Annotated in this window: 22 protein-coding genes, 1 tRNA gene and 1 pseudogene; 7 read left to right on the top strand and 17 right to left on the bottom strand. The window is 68.9% G+C overall.

Annotated elements, in window-relative coordinates; genetic code table 11:
* Both OC490_RS47955 and OC490_RS47950 read left to right on the top strand, forming a co-directional pair.
* Nucleotides 1-322: pseudogene (locus OC490_RS47955) on the top strand (M4 family metallopeptidase); the annotation flags it as partial.
* A gap of 737 nt (nt 323-1,059) precedes the next feature.
* On the top strand, nt 1,060-1,506 hold the full coding sequence (locus OC490_RS47950; RefSeq protein WP_262064364.1) for a hypothetical protein: 447 nt from the start codon (nt 1,060-1,062) through the stop codon (nt 1,504-1,506).
* 34 nt (nt 1,507-1,540) lie between these two features.
* On the opposite strand, the gene OC490_RS47945 is transcribed toward OC490_RS47950, so the two are convergent.
* Nucleotides 1,541-1,975, bottom strand: a complete 435-nt coding sequence (locus tag OC490_RS47945) for a DUF6228 family protein (protein WP_262064363.1) — start codon at nt 1,973-1,975, stop codon at nt 1,541-1,543.
* Between the two features lie 99 nt (nt 1,976-2,074).
* Here OC490_RS47945 and OC490_RS47940 point away from each other — a divergent pair.
* A protein-coding gene (locus tag OC490_RS47940) for an IS5 family transposase (protein WP_410099276.1) occupies nt 2,075-2,892 on the top strand; the annotation gives its coding sequence in 2 pieces (ribosomal slippage) (nt 2,075-2,422 and nt 2,425-2,892; 816 coding nt in all).
* A 456-nt stretch (nt 2,893-3,348) separates the two neighbouring features.
* On the opposite strand, the gene OC490_RS47935 is transcribed toward OC490_RS47940, so the two are convergent.
* Nucleotides 3,349-3,430 (bottom strand) — tRNA-Tyr (locus OC490_RS47935).
* 234 nt (nt 3,431-3,664) lie between these two features.
* Between OC490_RS47935 and OC490_RS47930 the strand changes: the two genes are divergently transcribed.
* Nucleotides 3,665-4,153 (top strand): YajQ family cyclic di-GMP-binding protein, encoded by a 489-nt coding sequence (locus tag OC490_RS47930; RefSeq protein WP_200715184.1) that lies wholly within the window; start codon nt 3,665-3,667, stop codon nt 4,151-4,153.
* 368 nt (nt 4,154-4,521) lie between these two features.
* On the opposite strand, the gene OC490_RS47925 is transcribed toward OC490_RS47930, so the two are convergent.
* From OC490_RS47925 to OC490_RS47855, 15 genes are all read right to left on the bottom strand, one after another.
* Nucleotides 4,522-4,788 (bottom strand): GlsB/YeaQ/YmgE family stress response membrane protein, encoded by a 267-nt coding sequence (locus tag OC490_RS47925; protein ID WP_019072336.1) that lies wholly within the window; start codon nt 4,786-4,788, stop codon nt 4,522-4,524.
* Between the two features lie 202 nt (nt 4,789-4,990).
* A complete protein-coding gene (locus tag OC490_RS47920; protein ID WP_262064361.1) occupies nt 4,991-5,557 on the bottom strand; it encodes an SMI1/KNR4 family protein in 567 nt (188 codons plus the stop codon).
* Between the two features lie 97 nt (nt 5,558-5,654).
* Nucleotides 5,655-6,824: a barstar family protein gene (locus OC490_RS47915; protein ID WP_262064360.1), complete on the bottom strand. Its 1,170-nt coding sequence runs from the start codon at nt 6,822-6,824 to the stop codon at nt 5,655-5,657.
* A gap of 11 nt (nt 6,825-6,835) precedes the next feature.
* Nucleotides 6,836-7,228 (bottom strand): YccF domain-containing protein, encoded by a 393-nt coding sequence (locus OC490_RS47910; RefSeq protein ID WP_262064359.1) that lies wholly within the window; start codon nt 7,226-7,228, stop codon nt 6,836-6,838.
* A complete protein-coding gene (gene htpX / locus OC490_RS47905; RefSeq protein WP_262064358.1) occupies nt 7,225-8,088 on the bottom strand; it encodes a zinc metalloprotease HtpX in 864 nt (287 codons plus the stop codon). Before htpX ends, OC490_RS47910 begins: the two co-directional genes overlap by 4 nt.
* A 212-nt stretch (nt 8,089-8,300) precedes the next feature.
* Entirely contained in the window at nt 8,301-9,824 is a 1,524-nt protein-coding gene (locus OC490_RS47900; RefSeq protein ID WP_262064357.1) for an NADH-quinone oxidoreductase subunit N, read from the bottom strand.
* On the bottom strand, nt 9,821-11,395 hold the full coding sequence (locus OC490_RS47895) for a NuoM family protein (RefSeq protein ID WP_262064356.1): 1,575 nt from the start codon (nt 11,393-11,395) through the stop codon (nt 9,821-9,823). Before OC490_RS47895 ends, OC490_RS47900 begins: the two co-directional genes overlap by 4 nt.
* Nucleotides 11,396-11,401: 6 nt before the next feature.
* Nucleotides 11,402-13,396: an NADH-quinone oxidoreductase subunit L gene (locus OC490_RS47890; RefSeq protein WP_262064355.1), complete on the bottom strand. Its 1,995-nt coding sequence runs from the start codon at nt 13,394-13,396 to the stop codon at nt 11,402-11,404.
* The gene (nuoK, locus tag OC490_RS47885; protein ID WP_262064354.1) at nt 13,393-13,827 is read right to left on the bottom strand and encodes an NADH-quinone oxidoreductase subunit NuoK; all 435 of its coding nucleotides are present in this window, start codon (nt 13,825-13,827) and stop codon (nt 13,393-13,395) included. Before nuoK ends, OC490_RS47890 begins: the two co-directional genes overlap by 4 nt.
* Complete coding sequence (locus OC490_RS47880) at nt 13,827-14,552, bottom strand: NADH-quinone oxidoreductase subunit J (RefSeq protein ID WP_262064353.1); 726 nt, start codon at nt 14,550-14,552, stop codon at nt 13,827-13,829. The genes nuoK and OC490_RS47880 overlap by 1 nt, the downstream gene beginning before the upstream one ends.
* Nucleotides 14,549-15,232 carry a NuoI/complex I 23 kDa subunit family protein gene (locus tag OC490_RS47875; RefSeq protein WP_262064352.1) on the bottom strand — a complete coding sequence of 228 codons (684 nt, stop codon included), beginning with the start codon at nt 15,230-15,232 and terminating at the stop codon, nt 14,549-14,551. Before OC490_RS47875 ends, OC490_RS47880 begins: the two co-directional genes overlap by 4 nt.
* Nucleotides 15,229-16,200 (bottom strand): complex I subunit 1/NuoH family protein, encoded by a 972-nt coding sequence (locus OC490_RS47870; protein WP_262064351.1) that lies wholly within the window; start codon nt 16,198-16,200, stop codon nt 15,229-15,231. Before OC490_RS47870 ends, OC490_RS47875 begins: the two co-directional genes overlap by 4 nt.
* Complete coding sequence (locus OC490_RS47865; RefSeq protein WP_262064350.1) at nt 16,197-17,876, bottom strand: NADH-quinone oxidoreductase subunit C; 1,680 nt, start codon at nt 17,874-17,876, stop codon at nt 16,197-16,199. Before OC490_RS47865 ends, OC490_RS47870 begins: the two co-directional genes overlap by 4 nt.
* Nucleotides 17,873-18,556 (bottom strand): NADH-quinone oxidoreductase subunit B, encoded by a 684-nt coding sequence (locus OC490_RS47860; protein ID WP_262064349.1) that lies wholly within the window; start codon nt 18,554-18,556, stop codon nt 17,873-17,875. Before OC490_RS47860 ends, OC490_RS47865 begins: the two co-directional genes overlap by 4 nt.
* Nucleotides 18,547-18,993 (bottom strand): NADH-quinone oxidoreductase subunit A, encoded by a 447-nt coding sequence (locus OC490_RS47855; RefSeq protein WP_262064365.1) that lies wholly within the window; start codon nt 18,991-18,993, stop codon nt 18,547-18,549. The genes OC490_RS47860 and OC490_RS47855 overlap by 10 nt, the downstream gene beginning before the upstream one ends.
* A 284-nt stretch (nt 18,994-19,277) precedes the next feature.
* Between OC490_RS47855 and OC490_RS47850 the strand changes: the two genes are divergently transcribed.
* The 3 genes from OC490_RS47850 (at nt 19,278) to OC490_RS47840 (ending at nt 23,231) form a co-directional block, all read left to right on the top strand.
* Nucleotides 19,278-20,495, top strand: coding sequence for a sensor histidine kinase (locus OC490_RS47850; protein ID WP_262064348.1), 1,218 nt, complete (start codon nt 19,278-19,280; stop codon nt 20,493-20,495).
* A 133-nt stretch (nt 20,496-20,628) separates the two neighbouring features.
* Nucleotides 20,629-21,972, top strand: coding sequence for a sensor histidine kinase (locus tag OC490_RS47845; RefSeq protein WP_262064347.1), 1,344 nt, complete (start codon nt 20,629-20,631; stop codon nt 21,970-21,972).
* A 599-nt stretch (nt 21,973-22,571) separates the two neighbouring features.
* A complete protein-coding gene (locus OC490_RS47840; protein WP_026179104.1) occupies nt 22,572-23,231 on the top strand; it encodes a response regulator transcription factor in 660 nt (219 codons plus the stop codon).
* The last annotated feature ends 392 nt before the right edge of the window (nt 23,232-23,623 follow it).

The raw sequence follows: 23,623 nt of genomic DNA, 5'->3' as shown, positions 1-23,623 counted from the left end.
CGACGACGACGCCCTCGGCAAGGACCCGCAGCCCGCGACGATGGACGGCTTCATCCACACCGGGCGCGACAACGGCGGCGTGCACATCAACTCTGGCATCCCCAACCACGCCTTCTACCTGGTCGCCGACGCGATCGGCGGACACGCCTGGGAGAAGGCCGGACAGATCTGGTACGACGTCCTGACCGGCGGCGAGTTGAAGAAGGACGCCCTGTTCGCCGACTTCGCGACACTCACCGTCGCCGCCGCGAAGACCCGCTTCGGAGACGGCGGCGAGGAACTCCAGGCCGTACTGAAGGCGTGGGAGCAGGTCGGCGTGCGCGCTGACGGCACTGATATGCGCTGGCCATCTGGGTCTAACTATAGAGTCTCCCCTGCACCGTCCACGCCGGAGGTAATGTCCTCAGACGGCGCGGCAATGGTGCCGATAGTCGACACAGTGGAAATCGTTTCTCTAGCTGCGCACACGTGGAAAGAAAGCATAGGGCCGGTCTATCGAACAGACCAAGCCTGCCGCTTGCTCCGCGAAACCCCTGAAGAATTGACAAAAAGGGTTGACCATCGTTGGCTGCTGGCTCTCGAGACCGCTGATGGAACCCTCGTCTATCCATCATTTCAATTCGTCGGCGAGCAGGCAATTTCAGGACTGGCCGAGATTTTGGGCGCCTTTCCCGACGATAGGCGAAATACCCTCTGGACGGTTGCCACTTGGCTCCGAAGGCCGCTCATTAATTTGGGCGGTCGCAGCATCATCGATACACTCAGAGAAGGCGAGCCAGAGTCAGTGACTGCGGCACAAGAAATAGCGCAAGCCACTGCAGATCGGTGGTCGAAGTGAGCAATCGGCAAACTATATTTCAGCAGCCTCCCAACATTAGGCGGCCGTGGGCTAAGTTTCCACACGTCATCCTGGATAGCGGTCAATCGTTATATCGGGTAGCAAGGCGTGGAAATGGCCCATGGTGGTTCTGCTCGGACGGTGAGTGTCGATTCGATCTGTCAGCTCCGCGCGGCACTTGCTATACCACCACGGATCCTCTCTCCGGACTACTCGAAGTCATGGGTCCGGACTTCTGCCCTGACGGTCCTGCCGTAATCTTCACCACTGACTTCGTCGAAGACCGGGTGCTGCACGAATATCAGCTTACCGAAAATGAGAACTTTAGGCTGGCAAAACTGACCGACCGGCGTGCGGCGGTAGATTTTAGGGTAACCAACGAGCTATCAACGATGACACCCTACGAAATCCCGAGGAAATTTGCTGAGCTGTTCGACAGCATCCTCAGCAAGACGGGAAAACATGCATTTGAAGGAATTCTCTTCCGTCCCCGATTCGATACGGGTTCTGATGGAACTGGGGTAGCTCTCTTCGGTGACAGCGGAGAGCGTGGCTGGAAGTCGATAGCAAAGGAGATCGACGATAGCCTTACCGCACGCCTTGCTCGCTACTCGATCGAGATTGATGATCCTCCGAGCATTGATGATCTCGACGTCATAGAAGACTAAGGTTTAGAGGTTGTCTCACGTGGTGTTGCCGCAGCTACTCGACCGTGCTCGTGAGAAACGTGTGGAGCTCGGCGGCGAGGTTTCGCATCTCCTCGCCGGCCGCGTGCACGGTGGTGGTCTCGAAGTGCCACTCCTCTGACGGAGGTCGATCGTGGATGCCCCACGTCAGGTGTACGTAGCCGCCCGAGTGGTGTTCCGCCGAGATCGTCAGGTCACGTTCCAGAGAGCGCCAGGCGCGCGCTCCTTCCCAGCCGCGGAAATCCTCGGCCAGTGAGGAGAGGAAGGTGTCGAGGCCGTCGCCGTGCCACGTCCGAACCAGGGTCTCGATACTGACCCATTGCCCGCGAGCTTTCACGACGAAGTCGAGTGTGGGGTCGTTCTCGAACGGTCTTGCCAGCTCGGAGAAGAGCAGGTGGACTGGTCGCGGTCCGGTGTCTCCCACGCGTACTGCGGGGCCGTCTTCGGTCATTTGTGCAGGTTAGAAGTCGTGGGGCTCGATGGCCAACTGCTATTCCCGCACTGCCCCGAGGACGGGCCACAGGCCCCACGTGGGGCATGATCGTCCGCTATGGCTGTGGATCTTGCGCGGGACCTGGTCCCCGATGGGCTGTGGAAGATTGCCGCGCCACTGATACCACCGTTCCGGCCCAGACAGCAGGGTGGCGGGACGGTACCGGTGGCGGATCGGAAAGTGTTCACGGCGGTGGTGTACGTGCTGACCAGCGGTTGCGCCTGGCGGTATCTGCCGCCAACGTTCGGCACCTCGCCTGCCACCGCGCATCGCCGGTTCGCGGCGTGGACCAGGGCCGGTCTGTGGCGCCGGCTGCACCGGGCGGTCCTGGACGAACTCGGTGCCAGAGGTGCGCTGGACTGGACCTCAGCGATCATCGACGCCGCGTCCGTCCGTGCGAAAAGGGGGGCTCGCTGACCGGGCCGAACCCGGTCGATCGCGGTAAGAAGGGCAGCAAGCTGCATGTGCTGTCCGAAGCGCAGGGCATCCCGCTGGCCATCGCAGTGTCCGGTGCGAACGTGCATGACAGCCAGGCGTTCAAGCCGCTGCTCCTGGGCCTTCCCGCCATACGCTCCCGGCGCGGGCCACGACGACGACGGCCGGTCAAGGTCCGCGCCGACAAGGCGTACTACTCCGCCGAACACCTTGCCTGGCTCCGCTCCCGAGGAGTCATCCCACGCATCGCGCGCCCGGGTATCGAGTCTGGCGAGCGGCTCGGCCGACACCGCTGGAAGATCGAGAGGTCGATCGCCTGGCTGTTCGGTTACCGCCGTCTCACCGTTCGCTACGAACGCAAGGGCAGCCACTTCCTCGCCTTCCTGGGCCTCGCCGCAGCTCTCACCTGCTACAAGAAACTTGCGAAACTCACCACGTGAGACAACCTCTTAGAGGCGACCACTGAAGTAGTACGGGCAACGTCGCCGGTGACGCCCTCACCAGATTCGTACCAGATAGCGAGTAGACCCAAATCGCCGCGCTTCCGCCGGCACGGCTTGCCCTGATGGACGTCGCCGGGCAGCGTGGCTGAGACCCGGCGGTGGGTACCCTAGCCCACGCGCGCCTGATCGGTAGACGCACTCGCCACTGTGGCTGGCCTTCGTCGGCTACGGCTCAAGCAGCTGCCCACCGTGGGTACCTCGGGGCGGAAAGTAGCCTCTGATTGCCCGACCTGGCCCGCGTATGGCCCGAAAACCCTGATCAGCCCCGGGATCCACGCGTCACAGCGTGAGACAAGTCACCCGGTTTCGATTCCACTCGAAAGAGCGTCCCCCGACACGAAGAGACCCTCTCCAACCTGCGTTTCCGCAGGTTGGAGAGGGTCTACCTTCATGTGGCGGCGCCAGGGTTCGAACCTGGGTAGGCTGAGCCGGCAGATTTACAGTCTGCTCCCTTTGGCCGCTCGGGCACACCGCCGGGGTTGCTGCCCTTCAGACCGCTTTTCGGCGGCGCTCCGTGGCAACGACGTAAACGATACCCGATGCGTGGGGGTGCTTCGCCACCCGATAGATCGGCGCCCGGAGGGGAGCGGGTGGCTAGGCTTATACGGATGCGGCCCGGCGCCTACACCGGGCTCGGCGGCTGTCCTCACGCACGCCGATACGCAGTGACACGCATCGATACGCACCCCGATACAAGGAGCCACAGGACATGGCCGACTCCAGTTTCGACATCGTCTCGAAGGTCGAGCGGCAGGAGGTCGACAACGCCCTCAACCAGGCCGCCAAGGAGATCTCGCAGCGCTACGACTTCAAGGGCGTGGGTGCCTCGATCGCATGGTCCGCCGAGAAGATCCTCATGGAGGCGAACTCCGAGGAGCGGGTCAAGGCGGTTCTCGATGTCTTCCAGTCCAAGCTGGTCAAGCGAGGCATCTCGCTGAAGGCGCTGGACGCCGGTGAGCCTCAGCTGTCCGGCAAGGAGTACAAGATCTTCGCGTCCATCGAGGAGGGCATCTCCCAGGACAACGCGAAGAAAGTGGCGAAGATCATTCGTGACGAGGGCCCCAAGGGCGTGAAGGCCCAGGTGCAGGGTGACGAACTGCGGGTCAGCTCGAAGAGCCGCGACGACCTTCAGGCCGTGCAGGCCCTGCTCAAGGGCAAGGACTTCGACTTCGCGCTGCAGTTCGTCAACTACCGGTAGAACCATGGCTCGCGCGACTAGGCCCTGTCCGACGGATCAGGTCGCAGGGAAGTGACAGTGCCTGATCGGCGCCCGTGAGCGGGGGCGTTGCGTCCAACTGGAAGGTGGAGGACGGCGTTGACGCGGTGGGGGCGCCTCCCGGCCGAAGGCTGGGGGATGTCGGCGACCGACAACAACGCCGCTGGGGGTCCCCACGCCTTTAGTGCGGTGGGGGGTGCGTGCCAGACTCCGCGTCTGCGGCATGATCCGCCGGACAGGTCCACGGGCCAATACACCTAGCGCGCAGCGGTACGAGGAAGGGTGGGTACCCGTCGGTACCCACCCTTCTCGCCTGCTGGCTGCGGTACGGGGGCGCGCTGGGACAGGTTCTAGTTGCGCGAGTTGCCGAAGAAAATGCGGTAGGCGATCAGGAGGACGAGCGCGCCGCCTATCGCCGAGGCCCAGGTGGCGCCGTCGTAGAAGTTCTTGGCGACCGGGTGGTCCAACCAGCGGGCCGATATCCAACCGCCGAGGAACGCGCCCGCGATGCCGATGACGGTCGTACCGATGAAGCCGCCCGGGTCGCGGCCCGGCAGCAGGAATTTGGCGATGGCTCCGGCCAACAGTCCCAGGATGATCCAGCTGATGATGCCCATGCCGTGAACCTGCCCTTTCACACTGTGCTCGCACTGATCCGGAGCTGTGAATTCCGCCCGGACAGGCTGTGTTCGTAGGTCCTTGCCCACGGCCTGTCGCTGCATGTTCCGCCGTGTCGATGAACAGGACGTCACGGATGCGTGTGGTGGTTGCAGGCATCGGCAGGACGGTGCCGTGAGGGTCGCCGGTGGCGGGAGCCGGTCAGGATGCCTGCGTCGTCGTGCGTATGCGGAAGTCGGTCCACGGCTCGGGCTCGATGCCGATGTTGGCGTCGACGTACCAGCCGGTGCCGTCGAGCCAGCCCTGGAGCCAGTCGGCGAGGCTGGGCGCGTCCACGTACCACGCGTGGTCCGCCTCGTTCGCGTTCGGTTCGTAGAGCAGCACGGTGGCCTGCGGGGTTCGGCAGTCCACGCACGCGTACATCGCGCAGCCCCAATGGGATATCGGCAGGACGCCCTCGGGCCAGGGCCAGTCGGGGTCCTTGCGTCCGCTCTCGCGGTTGGCGAGGTACTGCGTGACGGCGGCGGGCTCGCCGGCGGGCGGGCTGTCGAGCAGGGGCAACAGGCCGTACTCCGGGCCGAATCCACCGTCTCCTATGCGCGAGTAGAGCGCTGCGAGCAGTGGGGGCAGGCTGAAGCCCAGGGCGGCCTCGGCGCGGGTCACCGTGGCCTCGTCCACCGGGGCGGGGAGCGAAGTCCAGCCCCACGGAAGGGTGTTGCGGGCTTCGGCGGCCACCCGGGTCAGCAGTCGCTGCTCGTTCTCGGTCATGGCTTCATAGTGCAACGCGCCACTGACAATCGGGCCGGCCTGTGGACAACCCGGCGGTTGTGGAAAACCAGCTCTCCGGGGGTCCGATGACGAACGGTCAGGCCAGACGGACGTCGACGTGTTTTTCGGCGAGGAGGGCGAGCAGTTCCTCGAACGTCGGTGGGCGTGGGCCGGTGAGCGGGGTGAGACCGAGGCAGGTGCGGGCGACGGTCACGTCGTGCCAGACGAGGGTGAAGGGCGGGGCGGCTCCCCAGCGACCGCGCAGGCAGTCGTCCAGGGCGTCGACGCCCCAACCGAAGTATCCGCCGGGGCCGTTCACCGCCTCGCCGAGAGCGCAGAAGAAGCCCTGCGGGTCGGTGATGTGTCTGCCGTCGAGGTGGTAGGTGGTGCCCGGCGGACGGTCCGGGGCGCCGTGGGCGTGGTTCGCCAGCGCGGTGCCGAGCCAGAACCGGCGGGCCTCGGCGTCGCAACCGGCCCAGCGGCCGGGCTCGGAGGGGCGCCCCTCGCCCCACAGGTCCCACACTGCCCGGGCCGCGAGCGGCGGCCGTTCCGCCCAGGGGTCGAGGGTGAGGTCGACCAGGCCCGGGCCGCGCGCGGACGGGATCCAGGCCCGCAACTCGCCCTCGGTGGCGGGCTGCAGGGGCCGACCCGTGGAGTCGATACGCAGCAACTTGGCGTGGCCGAGGTCCTCGTCCCCGCTGTCCAGGGCCGCCCGCAGCGCGCCGCGCGGGGAACAGCCCAACAGGCGCACGGGAGGGTCCAGCGGTTCGGGCCGGTCCTCCTGGAGGTGGGCCAAGTCCCGGCAGCCGCCCCAGGGTTCGCCGTCCGGGCCCAGCAGTCGGTAGCCCGGGGAGAGCGGTGGGCAGTGCGGGTAGTCGTAGGGGTTGTCGTCGGACGATCGCCCCTCGACGGTGACGTCCCTCAGGGACAGGTCACGCGCGCAGGGACGGTCGCCGACTACACGTACGTCCTCCAGCCACCAGTCCCCCTGCATTCCCGCACCGGTGCCGGTCTTGTCGAGGATCTCCAGGGTGAGCAGGCCGAGCGGTGCCGAGCCGTCGGCACGCGCGCGTGCGAGGGCTTCGGCGAGTTCGCCCTCGGGCGCGCAGCCGAGCAGTTCGTACGTCTCCCGGGTGAGCGGGGGCGGGTCGGCGAAGAGGTCGTCGGCGTCCTGGCACAGTGCCCAGGTCTGCTCGTACCCGTGCTCGCCGGTGGACTCGGAGCCTTCGTCGTACGACAGCAGGACGTACTTCGGCGCCCCCACCACGGTCGCCCCCGTCAGCGGGTGGCGAACGGCTGGTCCGTGGGCACGATTTCGCGGCCCAGGGGGAACAGCGAGATCGGGATCAGCTTGAAGTTGGCGATGCCGAACGGGATGCCGATGATCGTGATGCACATGGCGATGCCGGTGACGATGTGCGCGAGGGCCAGCCACCAGCCCGCGAGGACCAGCCACAGGACGTTGCCGAAGCAGGACGCCGCGCCCGCGTCACGGCGCTCGACCGTGGTGTACCCGAAGGGCCACAGGGCGTAGACGCCGATACGGAATGCGGCGATGCCGAACGGGATGCCGATGATCGTGATGCACAGCAGCGCGCCTGCGAGCAGGTACCCGAGGAACAGCCAGAAGCCGCTCAGGACGAGCCAAATGACGTTCAGGATGGTTTTCACTGAGGGCGACCTGCCATCTTCTCGAGCCGGGCGATGCGCTCCGCCATCGGCGGATGTGTCGAGAACATCTTGGAGAGTCCCTGGCCCGGGCGGAAGGGGTTCGCGATCATCATGTGGCTCGCGGTCTCGATGCGGGGCTCCGGGGGCAGCGGAAGCTGCTTGGTGCCCGCGTCGAGTTTGCGCAGGGCGCTCGCGAGGGCGAGGGGATCGCCGGTCAGTTGCGCGCCGGACGCGTCGGCCTCGTACTCCCTGGAGCGGCTGATGGCCAACTGGATCAGGCTGGCCGCGAGGGGCCCCAGGATCATGATCATCAACATGCCCAGGATGCCGGGTCCGTCGTCGTCGTTCGAGCGGCCGATCGGGATCAGCCAGGCGAAGTTGACCAGGAACATGATCACCGAGGCGAGGGCGCCGGCGACCGACGAGATCAGGATGTCTCGGTTGTAGACATGGCTCAGCTCGTGGCCGATGACTCCGCGCAGTTCGCGCTCGTCCAGGAGGCGCAGGATGCCTTCCGTGCAGCACACGGCGGCATTGCGCGGGTTGCGGCCCGTCGCGAAGGCGTTGGGTGCCTCCGTGGGCGAGATGTACAGGCGCGGCATGGGCTGGCGGGCCTGGGTGGAGAGCTCGCGGACCATCCGGTAAAGGGCCGGGGCCTCGAACTCGCTCACCGGGCGGGCGCGCATCGCGCGTAGCGCCAGTTTGTCGCTGTTCCAGTACGCGTACGCGTTCGTGCCCAGCGCGATCACGACCGCTACGACGAGCCCCATGCGGCCGAAGAAGCTGCCGATGACGATGATGAGTGCGGACAGTCCCCCGAGGAGAACTGCGGTCCTGAGCCCGTTGTGCCGGCGGTGCACGGTACGCCCTCCAAAATCGTGCAGCAGGGGAACCCTTTGCTTGCTGATCTCTGATGCCACTGGTCTCGTGGTGCCACGTCCAGTGGACCCTTCCGCACTGGTCAACGCCAGGCGAGGGCCACTAGTTCCCTTGTGCGTACGGCGCCGGGCGTGGGCCGTCCGGGTGAGGACGGTGGTATGTGCCGGTGGCTCAGGTGGTTTGTGCCGGCGGCTCAGAAGAGTCCGGTGTCGGCGAAGCGCAGGACCAGTTGGGGTGCTCCGGAGAGGGCGATTCCGAGAGCGCCGGTGAGGGCGAGTGCGGCGGTGAGGGGGGCCGGGACGCGGTGCTTGTCGTGCTCCCCCTCAGTCGCGCGGAACAGCAGGGCCGTCCACTGAAGGTAGTAGAAGAGCGCGATCACCACGTTGACGGCCATGACGACCGCGAGCCAGCCCAGGCCCGCGTCGACGGCCGCCGAGAAGACGGTGACCTTGGCGAAGAGCCCGATGACACCCGGCGGCAGTCCGGCGAGGCACAGCAGGAAGAAGGCCAGGAGGAGGGCCGCGAGAGGGTTCGACGCGTACAGCCCGCGGTAGTCGCTGATGCGGTTCAGGGCTCTGCTACGGCCCACCAGTGCGGCCACCGCGAAGGCGCCGAGGTTCACGGCCGCGTACATGAGGGCGTAGGCGACGGTGGAGCCGATCGACTTCTGGGCGTCCTTGGAGTACGCGGCGGCGGCGATCGGCACCAGGAGGTAGCCGGCCTGGCCGACGGAGGACCAGGCGAGCAGCCGTACCGCGCTGTACGCGCGCGTGGCCTGTTGGCGCAGGGCGCCCAGGTTGCCGATCGTCATGGTGAGGGCGGCCAGTGCGGCGAGTGCCGGTCCCCACACGTCGGCGTACGACGGGAAGGCGACGACGGTGACGAGGATCAGCCCGGAGAAGCCGACCGCCTTGCCGACGACCGACAAGTAGGCGGCGATCGGAAGGGGCGCTCCCACGTAGGTGTCGGGTACCCAGAAGTGGAAGGGGACGGCGGCCGTCTTGAAGGCGAAGCCGATCAGGGTGAGGACGACGCCGGTCTGGGCCAGGGTGTGGAACTGGCCGTCGACATGCTGGATGCGGTCGGCGATCTCGGTGAGGTACAGGGTGCCCGTGGTGGCGTACACGAAGCTGACGCCCATCAGGCTGACCGCGGTCGCGGTGACCGAGGACAGGAAGAACTTGAGGGCCGCCTCGGCGGACTTCTTGTCGCCGTGCCGGATGCCGACGAGGGCGAAGGCGGGCAGGGAGGCGACCTCCAGGGCGACGATCAGGGTCGCCAGGTCGCGGGAGGCGGGCAGGAGGGCGGCGCCCGCGGCGGAGGAGAGCAGCAGGAACCAGTACTCCCCTTCGGGGAGTCCCTTGTCGGCGTCCTTCAAGGTGGTGATCGACAGGAGGGCCGCGAGGAGGGCGCCGCCGAGGACCAGGAACTGGATGACCAGGGTGAAGCGGTCCGCCGTATAGCTGCAGGCGGTCGGATCGCCGGTGAGGCAGAAGGTGGCGCGGTCGCCGTCCAGGAGAGGCAGCAGCATGAGCGCGGAGGCGGCAAGGCCCGCGACCGACACCCACCCCAGGAGCGCCTTCTTGGCGTCCTGGAGGAACAGGTCGGCGACTAGGACGACCAGGCCGACGACCGCCGTGATGGTGGGCGGTGCGATCGCGAGCCAGTCGACGGACTGGACCATCGACTCCGCGAGAGGCTGGACCGGGGCGCTCATCGGGTGCCTCCTGCGAGGAGCTGCTGGACGGCCGGGTCGGTCAGGCCGAGGAGTGCCTTCGGCCACAGGCCGGCGGCGACGGTGAGCGCGACCAGCGGGGTCCAGGCCGCGAACTCGTACGTCTGGACGTCGGCGAGCTTCGGCGCTTCCTGCGCCACGGCGCCCATGCAGACGCGGCGGACCACGGCGAGCATGTAGGCGGCGGTCAGCAGCGTGCCGAAGGCCGCGATGGCCATGAAGGTGAGGAACGCGGGGCGACTGAGGTCGGCGGCGGGCTTGAACGCGCCGAACAGCGCCAGCATCTCGCCCCAGAATCCGGCGAGTCCGGGAAGTCCGAGGGAGGCGACTGCGGCGAACGCGAGCAGGCCGCCGAGGCGTGGTGCCTTGCCGTAGAGGGCCGCGCCGGTCTCCTCGGCCAGGGTGTCCAGGTCGGTGGTGCCCGTGCGGTCCTTGAGGGCGCCGACGAGGAAGAACAGGAGGCCGGTGATGAGGCCGTGGGCGATGTTGGCGAACAGGGCGCCGTTCACGCCGGTCGGGGTCATCGTCGAGATGCCGAGCAGGACGAAGCCCATGTGGCCGACGGAGGAGTAGGCGATGAGGCGCTTGAGGTCGCCCTTCGCGCCCTGCTTCGCGAGGGCGAGGCAGGCCAGGGAGCCGTAGATGATCCCGACGACGGCGAAGGCGGCGAGGTAGGGCGCGAAGGTGTGCATGCCGTCCGGTGCGATCGGCAGCAGGATGCGGACGAACCCGTACGTGCCCATCTTCAGCATCACGCCGGCCAGCAGGACCGAGCCGACGGTCGGGGCGGCGGTGTGGGCGTCGGGCAGCCAGCTGTGCAGTGGCCACATCGGCGTCTTGACCGCGAGCCCGATCCCGACCGCCAGAACGGCGATGACCTGCACGGATGTGGTCAGCGACCGGCCGTTGTCAGTGGCGAGTGCCACCATGTCGAATGTGCCCGCCTTGATTCCGATCAGGAGCAGGCCGAGCAGCATGACGACGGATCCGAGCAGTGTGAAGAGGATGAACTTCCAGGCGGCCTGGGTCCGTTGGGCACCGCCCCAGCGGGCGATGAGGAAGTACATCGGGATGAGGACGGTCTCGAAGGCGAGGAAGAAGAGGATCAGGTCGAGGACGGCGAAGGTGGCGAGGGTGCCGGACTCCAGGACGAGGATCAGGGCGACGAATGCCTTCGGGGACGGGCCCGAAGGCATCTTGAAGTAGGAGTAGAGCGCGCAGAGGAAGGTCAGCAGCGCGGTCAGGACCAGGAGGGGGAGGGAGATGCCGTCGATGCCGAGGTGGATGCGCACGTCGAGTGCGGGGATCCAGCTGATGTCGGTCGTGGCCTGCATCTTCGACGGATGGTCGTGGTCGAAGCCGAGCGCGAGGACGATCGCGGCGATGAGGACCACGCCGGTCACGGTGACGCCGTGGCGTAGTACGGCCTGCTCGGGCGACTTCCCCTTCAGTCCCGGCGGGGCGGGCAGGAGAGCGGCGACGGCGCCGAGGAGCGGGCCGACGACGACGAACGCCAGAAGGACCTGCATCACGGACTCGTTGATATCGATCACGCCTGCTCACGCTCCCGTGGCGACGAGGAGGACGGCGACCGTCAGGACGACGGTGCCGGCGAGCAGCGCGCTCACATAGGTCTGCAGATTGCCGGTCTGAGCGCGCCGTACGGCGGCTCCGAGGAGGCGGGGCAGGGTGCCCGCGCCCTGTACGTACGTGTCGACGACCTCGCGGTCGAGGAACCGGACGAGGCTCGCCGCCGCCAGCACGGGGCGGACGAACAGCGCCCCGTAGACGGCGTCCAGGTGGAAGCCGGTGGCCGCGTGGCGGTGCAGCGGGCCCAGCAGCAGGCGGCCCGGGTCCGCCGGGTCGGGTGCCGATGCCACGTCTCCGTAGGCGGGTGTGTGGCTCGCGATGGCCTCCGCCTCGACCAGTCCGGCGTCGCCCTCCGGGTGGGCCGCGACCGCGCCGATCGGTGCGCGGGCCGCCAGCGTGGTGGTCTGCCGCCAGGCGCCGTAGGTGACGATGCCCCCGACGAGCGCGACACCCGTGCCGAGTACGGACGTGGTGAGCGTCGGGGTGAGGTCGCGGCCGTCGAACCAGTCCGGGAGCACGCGGTAGGCGAGTCCGCCCAGGGCGAGGGACGGGACGGCGAGCACCCACAGCACGGCGTTCATCGCCACGGGCTGCCTGCCGTGGTCGGGGGCTTCAACTCCCCGGCCGTGGAAGGCGAGCAGCCACAGTCGTGTCGCGTAGGCGGCGGTGAGCAGGGCCGTGAGCAGGCCGGCGACGAGGACGATCCAGCCCGCGGCGCCGGGGATGTGCGAGGTGTGCTCGGTGGCCGCGTGTTCGGCGGCGCCGAGGACGGACTCCTTGGAGAAGAAGCCGCTGAAGGGCGGGATCGCGGCGAGGGCGAGGAGCGCCACGGTCATCGTCCAGAAGGCGTCGGGGACGCGGGCGCGCAGGTTGCCCATGCGGGACATGGCGGCCAGTGAGTTGGTGCCGGAGGCGTGGATGATCACGCCGGCGGCGAGGAAGAGCAGCGCCTTGAAGGCGCCGTGGGACAGGAGGTGGAAGACGGCGGCACCGCGGTCGCCGACGGCGAGGGCGCCGGTCATATAGCCGAGTTGGCCGATCGTCGAGTAGGCGAGGACGCGCTTGATGTCGTCCTGGGCGAGCGCGGCGAGGCCCGAACCGGCCATCGTCACGGAGGCCATGACGGCGAGGACGACCATCGCGGCTGAGGAGGCCTCGAAGACCGGGAGGAGACGCGCGATGAAGTAGACACCGGCGGCGACCATCGTCGCGGCGTGGATCAGCGCGGACACGGGGGTGGGGCCGGCCATCGCGTCGGGCAGCCAGGTGTGCAGCGGGAACTGGGCCGACTTGCCCGCCACGCCGGCCAGGAGCAGCAGGGCGATCAGCGTCGGGTGGTGCAGCCCGCCGCTCGCGACGGTGCCGAGGACCTTGGTGATGCGGAAGGACCCGGCGTCGGTGGCGAGCGCGAACAGGCCGATCAGGAAGGGGACATCACCGAGTTTGGTGACGAGGAAGGCCTTCATGGAAGCGGCGCGGGCCTCCGGGGTCTCCCAGTAGTGGCCGACCAGGAAGTAGGAGCAGATGCCCATGACTTCCCAGCCGACCAGCAGCACGATCAGGTCGCCGGAGTAGACGACCAGGAGCATCGCGGAGGTGAAGAGGGAGACGAGGGCGGCGTACGAGGGGTAGCGCGGGTCGTCGCGCAGGTAGCCCGTCGAGTAGATCTGCACGCAGGTGGCGACGAAGCCGACCAGGACGGCGACGAGGGCGGCGAAGCCGTCGATGTGCAGGGCGAGTTCGACGGGGACCGAGCCGGTGGGCGTGAGTTCGGTGGTGGAGTCGATGGCCGCGTCGCCGCCCTGGCGTACGGCGACGATCGCGGCCAGCGCGAGTGCGGCAAGCGTCGGCAGGACGGCGAGCGGACGGACGAAGCCGGGGGCGGTGCGGCCCAGGAGCAGGCCGGCCGCGGCGCCCAGGAACGGAAGGAGGGGGACGAGGACGGCGAGGGTGGTCGTGGTCACGCGGTGGCCTCAGCCTTCTCGGCCGCGGGGGGCTCGGTGCCGTCGCTGTCGGGGCCGTCGGCCCCACTGGGATCGCCGGATCCGCCGGAACCGCCGGGACCGTCCGATTCGTGGCCCTCGGCGGTGTCGCGGAGCTTGTCGATGTCCGAGGTGCCGCGGGCCCGGTAGACGGCGAGGACGATCGCCAGGCCGATGCCGATCTCGGCGGCGGCGATGGCGATGGTGAACAGCGTCAGGGCCTGGCCGGAGTGCAGCTTGTCCTCGGCGGTCCGGCTGAGCCAGACGTCGAAGGCGACCAGGTTCAGGTTGACGGCGTTGAGCATCAGTTCGACCGACATCAGGACGAGGATCGCGTTGCGGCGGGCGAGGACGCCGTAGACGCCTGTGCAGAAGAGGAGGGCGGCGAGCACGGCTGGATAGACGAGGTGCATCAGCGGGCTCCTTCCTGCTCGGTCGGGTTGTTCCGACCTGCGGAACCGTTGCCCTCAACCACGCCATTTCGCCCGGTCGTGTGATTACGGGAATCCGGGACGGATGGGGAACTACCGGTCGCTGGCCGGGAGTTCACAGGGGGAGAGCTCGACTCCGCCTTCGACTTGCGGGACAGGACGATCGCGCCGACCAGGGCCGCGAGGAGAAGGACGGAGAGGGCCTCGAAGGGGAGGACCCAGTTCTGGAACAGGCTCGCGCCGGTCACCGCGGTGGAGCCGGCGGCCGGACCGTCCAGGTCCATCCAGGTCGCACGGAAGGCGTCGACGACGACCCACACCAGGGCCGCCGCGGCGGCGACGGCCACGGTGAGGGCGGCCCAGCGGTTGCCGGAGTCCGCGTCCGGGGAGCGGCCGATGGGGGCCTTGGTGAGCATCAGACCGAAGAGAAGGAGGACGACGACGGAACCGACATAGATCAGGACCTGCACCCAGGCGATGAACTCGGCGGTGAGCAGGAGGTATTCGACGGCGATGCCCCCGAGCGCCACCACGAGCCACAGGGCGGCATGCACCAGCTGCTTGGTGGTGACGGTGACGAGGGCGGCGCCGAAGGTGACCAGACCGACGAGGAGAAAGGCGATCTCCACGCCGGTCGGGGAGAGGAAACCATGGGTGTGGGTGGCGGCGAGGGTTGCCGTGGCGGTGGCAGTGGTGGAGAGGGTCACGACTGTCCCTCCGGCGGGTCGGTGGGCGAGGCCGACTCGACGTGGCCGGGCTCGGCGGGCTCCGCTGCGGTCTGCGCGACCCCGGTGCCCTCCGCGGCCTTGGTGACCTCGGTGACCTCGGTGGCGTCCGCGACCTGGGCCGCCTCCGCGGCAGCCTGAGTCGCGGCCAGTTTCTCGGCGGTCTTGCGGGCGGCGGCGATCTCCTTGGGCTCCTCCGCGCCGGGGTCGAGGGCGGGTGGGGCCGGGACGGTCCACATCCACTCGCGGAGCTTGTCGCGTTCGTGGGTGAGTTCGTGGATGTCGGTCTCGGCGTACTCGAACTCCGGGGACCAGAACAGGGCGTCGAAAGGACAGACCTCGATGCAGATACCGCAGTACATGCACAGGGAGAAGTCGATGGCGAAGCGGTCGAGGACGTTGCGGCTGCGCTCGCGGCCACCCGGGGCCGCCGCCGGGACCGTCTCCTTGTGGGAGTCGATGTAGATGCACCAGTCGGGGCACTCACGGGCGCAGAGCATGCAGACCGTGCAGTTCTCCTCGAACAGGCCGATGACTCCGCGGGTGCGGGGCGGGAGGTCGGGCTGGGCGTCCGGGTACTGCTCGGTGACGGTCTTCTTCGTCATCGTGCGGAGGGTGACGGCCAGGCCCTTGGCCAGGCCGGAGCCAGGAAACGGGGTCACTGGAGAAACACCACCTTCACGATGCCGGTGAGGGCGATCTGAGCCAGGGAGAGGGGGACGAGGAGGGTCCAGGAGAGCTTCTGGAGCTGGTCCTCGCGCAGCCGGGGATAGGTGACACGGAGCCAGATGACGACGAAGGCGAGGAGCGCGGTCTTCAGCAGGGTCCACACCCAGCCGAGGCCGTCTGCGCCCCACGGGCCATGCCAGCCGCCCAGGAAGAGAACGGTGGTCAGGCCGCACAGGACGACGATTCCGGCGTACTCGGCGAGGAGGAAGAGAGCGAAGCGGAGACCGGTGTACTCGGTGTAGGCACCGAAGATGATCTCGGAGTCGGCGACGGGCATGTCGAAGGGGGGCCGCTGGAGTTCGGCCAAGCCCGCCACGAAGAAGACGATCGCACCGACGATCTGCCAGGGCAGCCACCACCAGTGGAAGGCGTCGAGGATGCCGGGGAGCGAGACCGTGCCGGCTGCCATGGCCACGGAGGCGGCGGTGAGCAGCATGGGGAGTTCGTAGGCGAGGAGTTGGGCGGCTGTGCGGAGGCCGCCGAGGAGGGAGAACTTGTTGGCGGAGGCCCAGCCGGCCATGAGGGAGCCGAGGACGCTCACGCCCATCACCGCGAGGACGAAGAAGATGCCCGCGTCCAGAACCTGACCGACGGCACCCTCGCTCGGGCCGACAGGGATGGCCAGGAGGACGAGCAGGTACGGGAGGAGGGCGACGGCGGGGGCGAGTTGGAAGATACGGCGGTCCGCGCCCGCCGGGACGATGTCTTCCTTCTGGGCGAACTTCACGCCGTCCGCGACAAGTTGGGCCCAGCCGTGGAAGCCACCGGCGTACATCGGGCCGAGGCGGCCCTGCATGTGGGCCATCACCTTGTGTTCGGTCTGGCCGACGATGAGAGGGAAGGTGAGGAAGACGACGAAGACGATCAGGAGTCGCAGGGCGACGTCGAACACGTCGTTCACTGCGGGCCTCCTGCGGGGGTGTCGGGGGTCGGTTCTTCGGGGGCTTGGCCTTCGGGGGTTGGATCGGCTGCAGCCGAGTCGTCTTGAGCCTCGGCCGAGTCGGCTCCGGCTCCGGCTCCGGCTCCGGCTCCGGCTGACGGTCCGTCGGCCGGGCGCGTGGTGGACTCGGGTTCCGGCCTGGACTCAGGTTCGGACACCGGCACGGGCTCAGGCCCGGAATCGGACACCGGCCCGGGCTCAGGCCCGGAATCGGACACCGGCCCGGAATCGGTCCCAGGTCCGGAATCGGGCTCAGACACCGGCCCCGGCGCTGGCCCCGGCTCGTCGAAGGCTGGGCGGGCTTGGTGCCACGGTGCGTCCGGGCTGCGGGGGCTCGTGGGCGGCTGGACGGGGGTGCCCTCCCGTGCCGGTTCCGGTGCGGATGCCGGATCTGCTGTGGGTGCCGGTTCCACCGCAGGCGCTGGTGCGGGCGCCTGGGCCGGGCCCTGTTGTGAAGCTGAGCCGTCGCCGGCGCTGCGTGACCGTCGGGGGGTTTTGGTGCCCTCCGTCTGCTGATTCACCGAGCCTTCCGAGTCGCTGCGCGCGCGGCGCGGTGTGGCCGAAGCTCCCGAAGCCTGTTCTCCGGCTCCAGCCTCAGCTCCGGCTCCGGCCTCAACTCCCGCCCCCGCCACGGCCCCGGCCCCGGCCTCAACCCCCGTCCCGGCCCCGGCCTCGGTCCCGGTACCCGCCCCGCGGATCTGGCTCGCCGATCCCTCGCTCGCGCTGCGCGCCCGGCGTGGCCTGGCCGATGGCACCGCGGGGGCGCCCTCGGCCGGCTGAGCCTGACTCTCGGTCGACGGCACCACAGCTGGATTCTCGGCCTGCGGCACCTCACGCACCTCGCTCCCACCCGGTGCGGTCTGGCTCGCCGAGCCATCCGATGCCGTACGGGCGCGCCGTGCCGGCCGGTCGCCTGGTGCGCCTGCTCCTCGCACCGGTCGGTCGCCCGCCGCCCCGGCCGGACGCTCCCCCGCGGCCGCACGCACCGGGCGGTCGCCCTCGCCTCGCACCGGTCGGTCGCCCGCCGTTCGGGCAGCGCCGCGGGCGGGGCGGGCCGGGGCCGGCGGGAGTTGGCCCTTCAGGGGGCCCCACTCGTTCGGGTCAGGGACGCCCGGCGGGAGCATCTGGCGGCGTTTGGGGCCGCCATGGTCGGACTCGCCCGGTTCCTTCGCGCCGGGCCAGGCCTTGGCGACGCGGGCCGCCAGGACGAAGTCCTTGCGGAGGGGGTGGCCTTCGAAGGTTTCCGGGAGAAGGAGGTGGTCCAGGGCCGGGTGGCCCTCGAAGTCGACGCCGAACATTTCGTGCGTCTCGCGTTCGTGCCAGGCGGCGCCCGCGTAGACGTCGACGGCGGTGGGGAGGGCAGGAGTCTCGTGCGGGACCGTCGTCCGGACGAGGAGCCTGCGTACCGGTGACAGCGCGACGACGTGGGCCGAGACGCGGAAGCCGGTGCCGGGTTCGTCGACCGCGCTCAGCCAGTCGAAGTAGGTGCAGCCCAGGTCGTCGCGGGCGGTGCGCAGGGCGGCGAGCCAGGTGGTGGGCGGTACGTCGACCGTGAGGAGGTCGTAGGACTCCTCGGCGGTGGCCTCCGTACCGAAGAGTTCCTCGGTGGGCGCGGGCAACCAACCGACGGCGGTCATCGGTCGTCCCCCGAGGCCGCCGGGTCGGAGGACGAACCCGCAGCCGTAGCCGTAGCCGTAGCCGATGAACCCTGCGTCTCGCCGGGCACCGGTGATGGTGTCGGCGCCGCGACCAACCCGCTCTGCAATGCCGCCGTCGAAGGCCGTGCCCCCGGCGTCCCGTACCCGTACCGCTCCCCCAGTGACTCCCGGGCGATCTTCTCCTGGAGTTTGAGGATGCCCTGGAGGAGGGCTTCGGGGCGGGGCGGGCAGCCGGGAACGTAGACGTCGACCGGGATGATCTGGTCGACGCCCTTGGTGACGGAGTAGGAGTCCCAGTAAGGGCCGCCGCAGTTGGAGCAGGCGCCGAACGAGATGACGTATTTCGGTTCCGGCATCTGCTCGTAGAGGCGTTTCACGGCGGGGGCCATCTTGTCCGTGACCGTGCCGGAGACGACCATCAGGTCGGCCTGGCGCGGGCCGGGCGCGAAGGGGATCACGCCGAGGCGGATGAAGTCGTGGCGGGCCATGGACGCGGCGATGAACTCGATGGCGCAGCAGGCGAGGCCGAAGTTGAAGACCCAGAGGGAGTAGCGGCGGCCCCAGTTGAGGACGACCTTCATGGGCTCGGGGGCGAGACGGGCGAGGGTGCCCAGCCGTTTCGGCTCCGGCAGCAGCACGGGCTCGGGGGTCACGTCCATGTCAGGACGCCCTTCTTGTATGCGTACAGCAGGCCCACGGTGAGGAAGCCGAGGAAGACGAACATCTCGACGAGGGTGGTCGCGCCGTAGCCCGGGGCGGCGAAGACCGTGGCCCAGGGGAAGAGGAAGATCGAGTCGACGGCGAAGATGACGTAGAGGAACGCGTAGACGTAGTACCGGACTTGGGTGTGGGCCCAGCCCTCGCCGACGGGGTCGACGCCGCACTCGTAGGTGAGGAGTTTCTCGGGGGTGGGGACGACCGGGCGCAGCAGGCGGCCGGCGCCGAAGGCCACGGCGACGAAGAGCACGCCGACGACGGTCAGCAGTCCCACGACGGAGTAGGACCGGAAGTAGTCCGCCGCCACGACCACGGCCGGTTCCCGAAAGGCCACCGGCAAGGTCACCGGCGAACCGTCCGGCAAGGTCCCCTGCACCATCTCCCGCAAGTCCGACCCCTCCTCTTCCCACAGGCCCGCTACGGGCCCGTTCCCCACAGGCTCGCTACAGGCCCGCTCCGATGCCCCGGTGACCCATGTGAACTCTGTGTTCGACGATGTGTACGCACGGGAGTCTAGGCCCTGTTAAAGGGGCGGTAAGCAGCCCGTCGCGGCTTGAGATCCGCTCGAAATGCCGAGATGGACGCGATGGTGGGGTTTTCCCCCGGGAACCGGGGCGGCGGACCTCATGGCGCCGGGGCCCGCCGCGCGGCACGCTGGCCCATATGACCGTACGCATCCCCTACGCCGACCCGGCGGCATCCGGTGGCGACAAGCTCGACGAGCCGTTGCCGCCGGCCCGCTTCGCCTACGACGGACACACCTGGAAGGAGATCGCGCATCTCCTGACGAATCTGCCGGTGTCGGTGTTCGGCTTCGTCTATGTGGTGACGATGCTGTCCATCAGCGGCGGGCTGACCGTCACCGTGGTCGGGTTCCCGCTGCTCGCGCTGGGGTTGATGGGCGCGCGGCTGATCGGGAAGTTCGAGCGGGGCCGGGCCCGGCGGCTGCTCGGGGTGCGGATCGAGGAGCCGAGCCCGTTGCCGTTGCGCAAGGGGGGCGGGCTGCTGCAGCGGGTGTGGATGGCGCTGAAGGACCCGGTGGGCTGGCGGACGGTGCTGTACGACGGGATGCGGTTGCCGTGGGGCATCGCCACCTTCATGATCACCCTGACCTCGTTGTTCGTGCTGTGGCCGGTGCTGCCGTTCATCGCGCGGGGGCTGGCGAACGTGGACCGGGCGATGGTGCGCGGTCTCCTCTCCCCCTCCGACGAACTGGAGCGCCGTATCGCCGAGTTGGAGTCCGACCGGGGTGTCGTGGTCGACACGGCGGCGGCGGATCTGCGACGGATCGAGCGCGATCTGCACGACGGGGCGCAGGCCCGGCTGGTGAATCTGGCCATGGGGCTCGGCCTGGCCAAGGAGAAGCTGCTGGAGGGGCAGGCGGACGAACACGTCGCCGCGATGGTGGACGAGGCGCACGGCGAGGTGAAGCTCGCGCTGCAGGAACTGCGGGATCTGGCCCGCGGGATCCATCCCGCCGTACTCACCGACCGGGGACTCGACGCGGCCCTCTCCTCCGTCGCCTCGCGCTGCACGGTACCGGTGAAGGTGACGGCCGAGCTGGGTGCGCGCCCGGCCGCCGCCATCGAGGGCATCGCGTACTTCACCGTCTCCGAGCTGCTGCAGAACATCAGCAAGCACAGTGGCGCCCGTACCGCGTCGGTGGACGTGTGGCGGACGGACGACCGGCTGCTGATCCAGGTGTGGGACGACGGCCGCGGCGGCGCACGCCTCGACGGCGGTACGGGCATGCGCGGCCTCGCCGACCGACTGGGCGCCGTGGACGGCCTGTTCGTCCTCGACTCCCCGCCCGGCGGCCCCACGACGGTCACCGCGGAGCTGCCCTGGCGCGAACGGACCGCCGAACCGGGCCGGGGCTGAAGGAAGGAGAGCAGGGGTAGGGAAAACCCCCCTCCGAGGACGCCGACGGACTCCATGGCCCGTGGACCTGCGGCCGAGCAGTCTGGAGATACAGCAGCACGGTTGCGGAAACGAGTAGAACGGGACGACGTCAATGGCCACGGAGTACGGGCAGGAGTACGGGTCGCAGGGCACGTTCGACCTCGACGAGCGGCGCCGGCGCCGGCTGCCGACCGCGCTGCGCGCACCGTTGGCGGCGCGCAGCTGGCGCGAGTTGGGATACATCCTGCTGAGCCTGCCGATCAGCATCATGCTCTTCACCTACGCGATCACGATGGTGGCGCTGGGCGCGGGCCTGCTGGTCACGTTCCTCGGCGTACCAGTCCTGGCCGGAGCCCTGGCCGGCTGCCGCGGCTTCGGCGCGCTGGAACGGGCGCGGGCCCGCCGCCTGCTCGACCTGGACGTCGCCGACCCCGAGCCGCTGCGGATGAGGAAGAACGGCCCGATGGCCTGGATGGGCGCCGTCCTCAAGTCCGGCACGTCCTGGCGCCATCTGCTGTACGCGGTGCTGCACTTCCCGTGGGCGGTCTTCTCCTTCGTCGTCGCCCTCAACTTCTGGGCCTACGGCTGGGCCCTCCTGACGTACCCGCTGTGGTTCTGGCTCTTCCCGATGTACGGCGGTGGGGGCGGCCTTCAGCTGTACGGCGACGAGCACCACCGGATCTATCTGGACAACCCCTTCGAGATCACCGTCACCGCGCTGGTGGGACTGCTGTTCACACTGGCCACGCCGTGGATCGTACGGGCGTTGACGCTGGTGGACCGGCTGATGGTGCACGGGCTCCTCGGACCGTCGACGCTGGCGACACGGGTCGTGGAGCTGGAGTCGGACCGGGGTGTCGTGGTCGACACGGCGGCGGCGGATCTACGGCGGATCGAGCGCGACCTGCACGACGGGGCACAGGCGCGGCTCGTGGCCCTGGCGATGGATCTTGGGCTGGCGAAGGAGAAGCTGACCGAGGACCCGCAGGCCGCGGCGCGGATGGTGGGCGAGGCGCACGGCGAGGTGAAGACGGCGTTGCAGGAGCTGCGGGATCTGGCCCGCGGGATCCATCCCGCCGTACTCACCGACCGCGGGCTCGACGCGGCCCTCTCCTCCGTCGCCTCGCGCTGCACGGTACCGGTGAAGGTGGACGTGGACCTGCCGTCGCGGCCGGCCGCCGCCATCGAGGGCATCGCGTACTTCACCGTCTCCGAACTGCTGCAGAACATCAGCAAGCACGCGAAGGCCACGTGGGCGGCGGTGGATGTGTGGCGGGTGGAGAACCGGCTGATGCTGCAGGTCGTGGACAACGGGGTGGGTGGCGCGGATGCCTCCGGCGGTTCCGGGTTGGCCGGTCTTGCCGGACGCCTGGACGCGGTGGACGGGATCCTGGTGGTCGACTCCCCGGCGGGCGGCCCGACCCGGATCACGGCGGAACTGCCCTGGCGGGGCTGAGCCCCGCCGCCGCCGTTCCTGGGGGGCAGCGCCCCCAGACCCCCCTTCGGCCTGAACTCGGCCTGAACGGCCTCGTCCTCAAACACCGGACAGGCTGAGGGCGCCCGCCGCCCGCCTGTACTGAAAAGTGAACACCGGCCCACGCCCACGCCCACGCGCGAACGCCGGAACTACCGGGATCGCCCACCGCCGGCACCACCTTCCCCCGGTTCCGCCCCTCCCCCAGCGGCCCGCCGGAGCCACCGCGCACTCCTCATACCCCCCCGCCGTCCGGCAGGTACGCCGTCGCCGCGCCCCCGACCGACACCCCCGTCACGCGCTCGCCCCCATGGGCCCACCCCTCCGTGTCGGGCACCCGGCGCCCGGTGATCGGGACCAGGTCGTGCGGAGAGCCGGAACCTGCGATGTCCTGTCCCTGTTCCGGCCGTCCGGCGGGATGTCGTTCCGGCCGTCGGGGAGCGTGCCCCAGTCCGAATTCCACTCGCCCGGACGCACCGGGGTCCGAATACTGGAATGCTGGACCTGCCGTGCGGACGGATGCGAACAGGGCGCGGACGGGCAGGGCGGGCTATGGGGGGCCGAACATCGTGGAGGACAGGGTGCGGGTGGTCATCGCCGAGGACTCAGTGCTGCTGAGGGAGGGCCTGACCCGGTTGCTGACCGACCGCGGGCACGACGTGGTGGCCGGGGTCGGCGACGGGGACGCACTGGTCAAGACGATCACGGAGCTGGCCGACCAGGGCGCGCTGCCGGACGTCGTCGTGGCGGACGTACGGATGCCGCCGACGCACACCGACGAGGGCGTACGGGCCGCGGTGGAGCTGCGCAAGGCGCATCCCGGTCTCGGCGTGCTGGTGCTGTCGCAGTACGTGGAGGAGCGCTACGCCACCGAACTGCTGGCCGGTTCCACGCATGGCGTCGGCTATCTGCTGAAGGACCGGGTGGCCGAGGTCCGGGAGTTCGTCGACGCGGTGGTGCGGGTGGCCTCGGGGGGTACGGCGCTGGACCCGGAGGTGGTCGCGCAGTTGCTGGGGCGCAGCCGTAAGCAGGATGTGCTCGTGCGGCTCACCCCGCGGGAGCGCGAGGTGCTGGGGCTGATGGCGGAGGGACGGACGAACTCCGCGATAGCCCGGCAGCTGGTGGTGAGCGACGGCGCGGTCGAGAAGCACGTCAGCAACATCTTCCTGAAGCTGGGGCTGTCGCCGAGTGACGGGGATCACCGGCGTGTTCTGGCCGTCCTCACCTACCTCAACTCCTGACAAACTGACACCGTGTCAGCCATCAGCCGTTAGTCGAGTCGAGAACCGGACAATGCATGGGAGCGTCTTCAAGAGAAGCGCCGGGGGGCGAGAAATCATGACAAGTCAGGTTGTCAGGCCGTCTCAAAACAGCGTCCAACATGCGAACGGCCCAAGGAAGGCGACCCTTACGGACGTAGGGTTGATCCTGGGAGGGTCGGCGGTTCGACCATGCCCGGACAGCGTCCTCGAAGAGGAGGTCCAGTTCAGTGACCAGCCAGGTCAGTAGCCCAGCGGAGCAGGCCGACGGAGCCATCGTCGGGGAACAACGCAAACGGGCGGGGGTGAAAGACGTCCAGCGTCTGGACCGGGTGATCATCCGGTTTGCGGGTGATTCGGGTGACGGGATGCAG

Origin of the sequence: Streptomyces sp. STR69 (assembly GCF_024519455.1) — a bacterium.
GTDB lineage: Bacteria > Actinomycetota > Actinomycetes > Streptomycetales > Streptomycetaceae > Streptomyces.
This window is presented reverse-complemented; position numbering and strand designations above follow the sequence as displayed.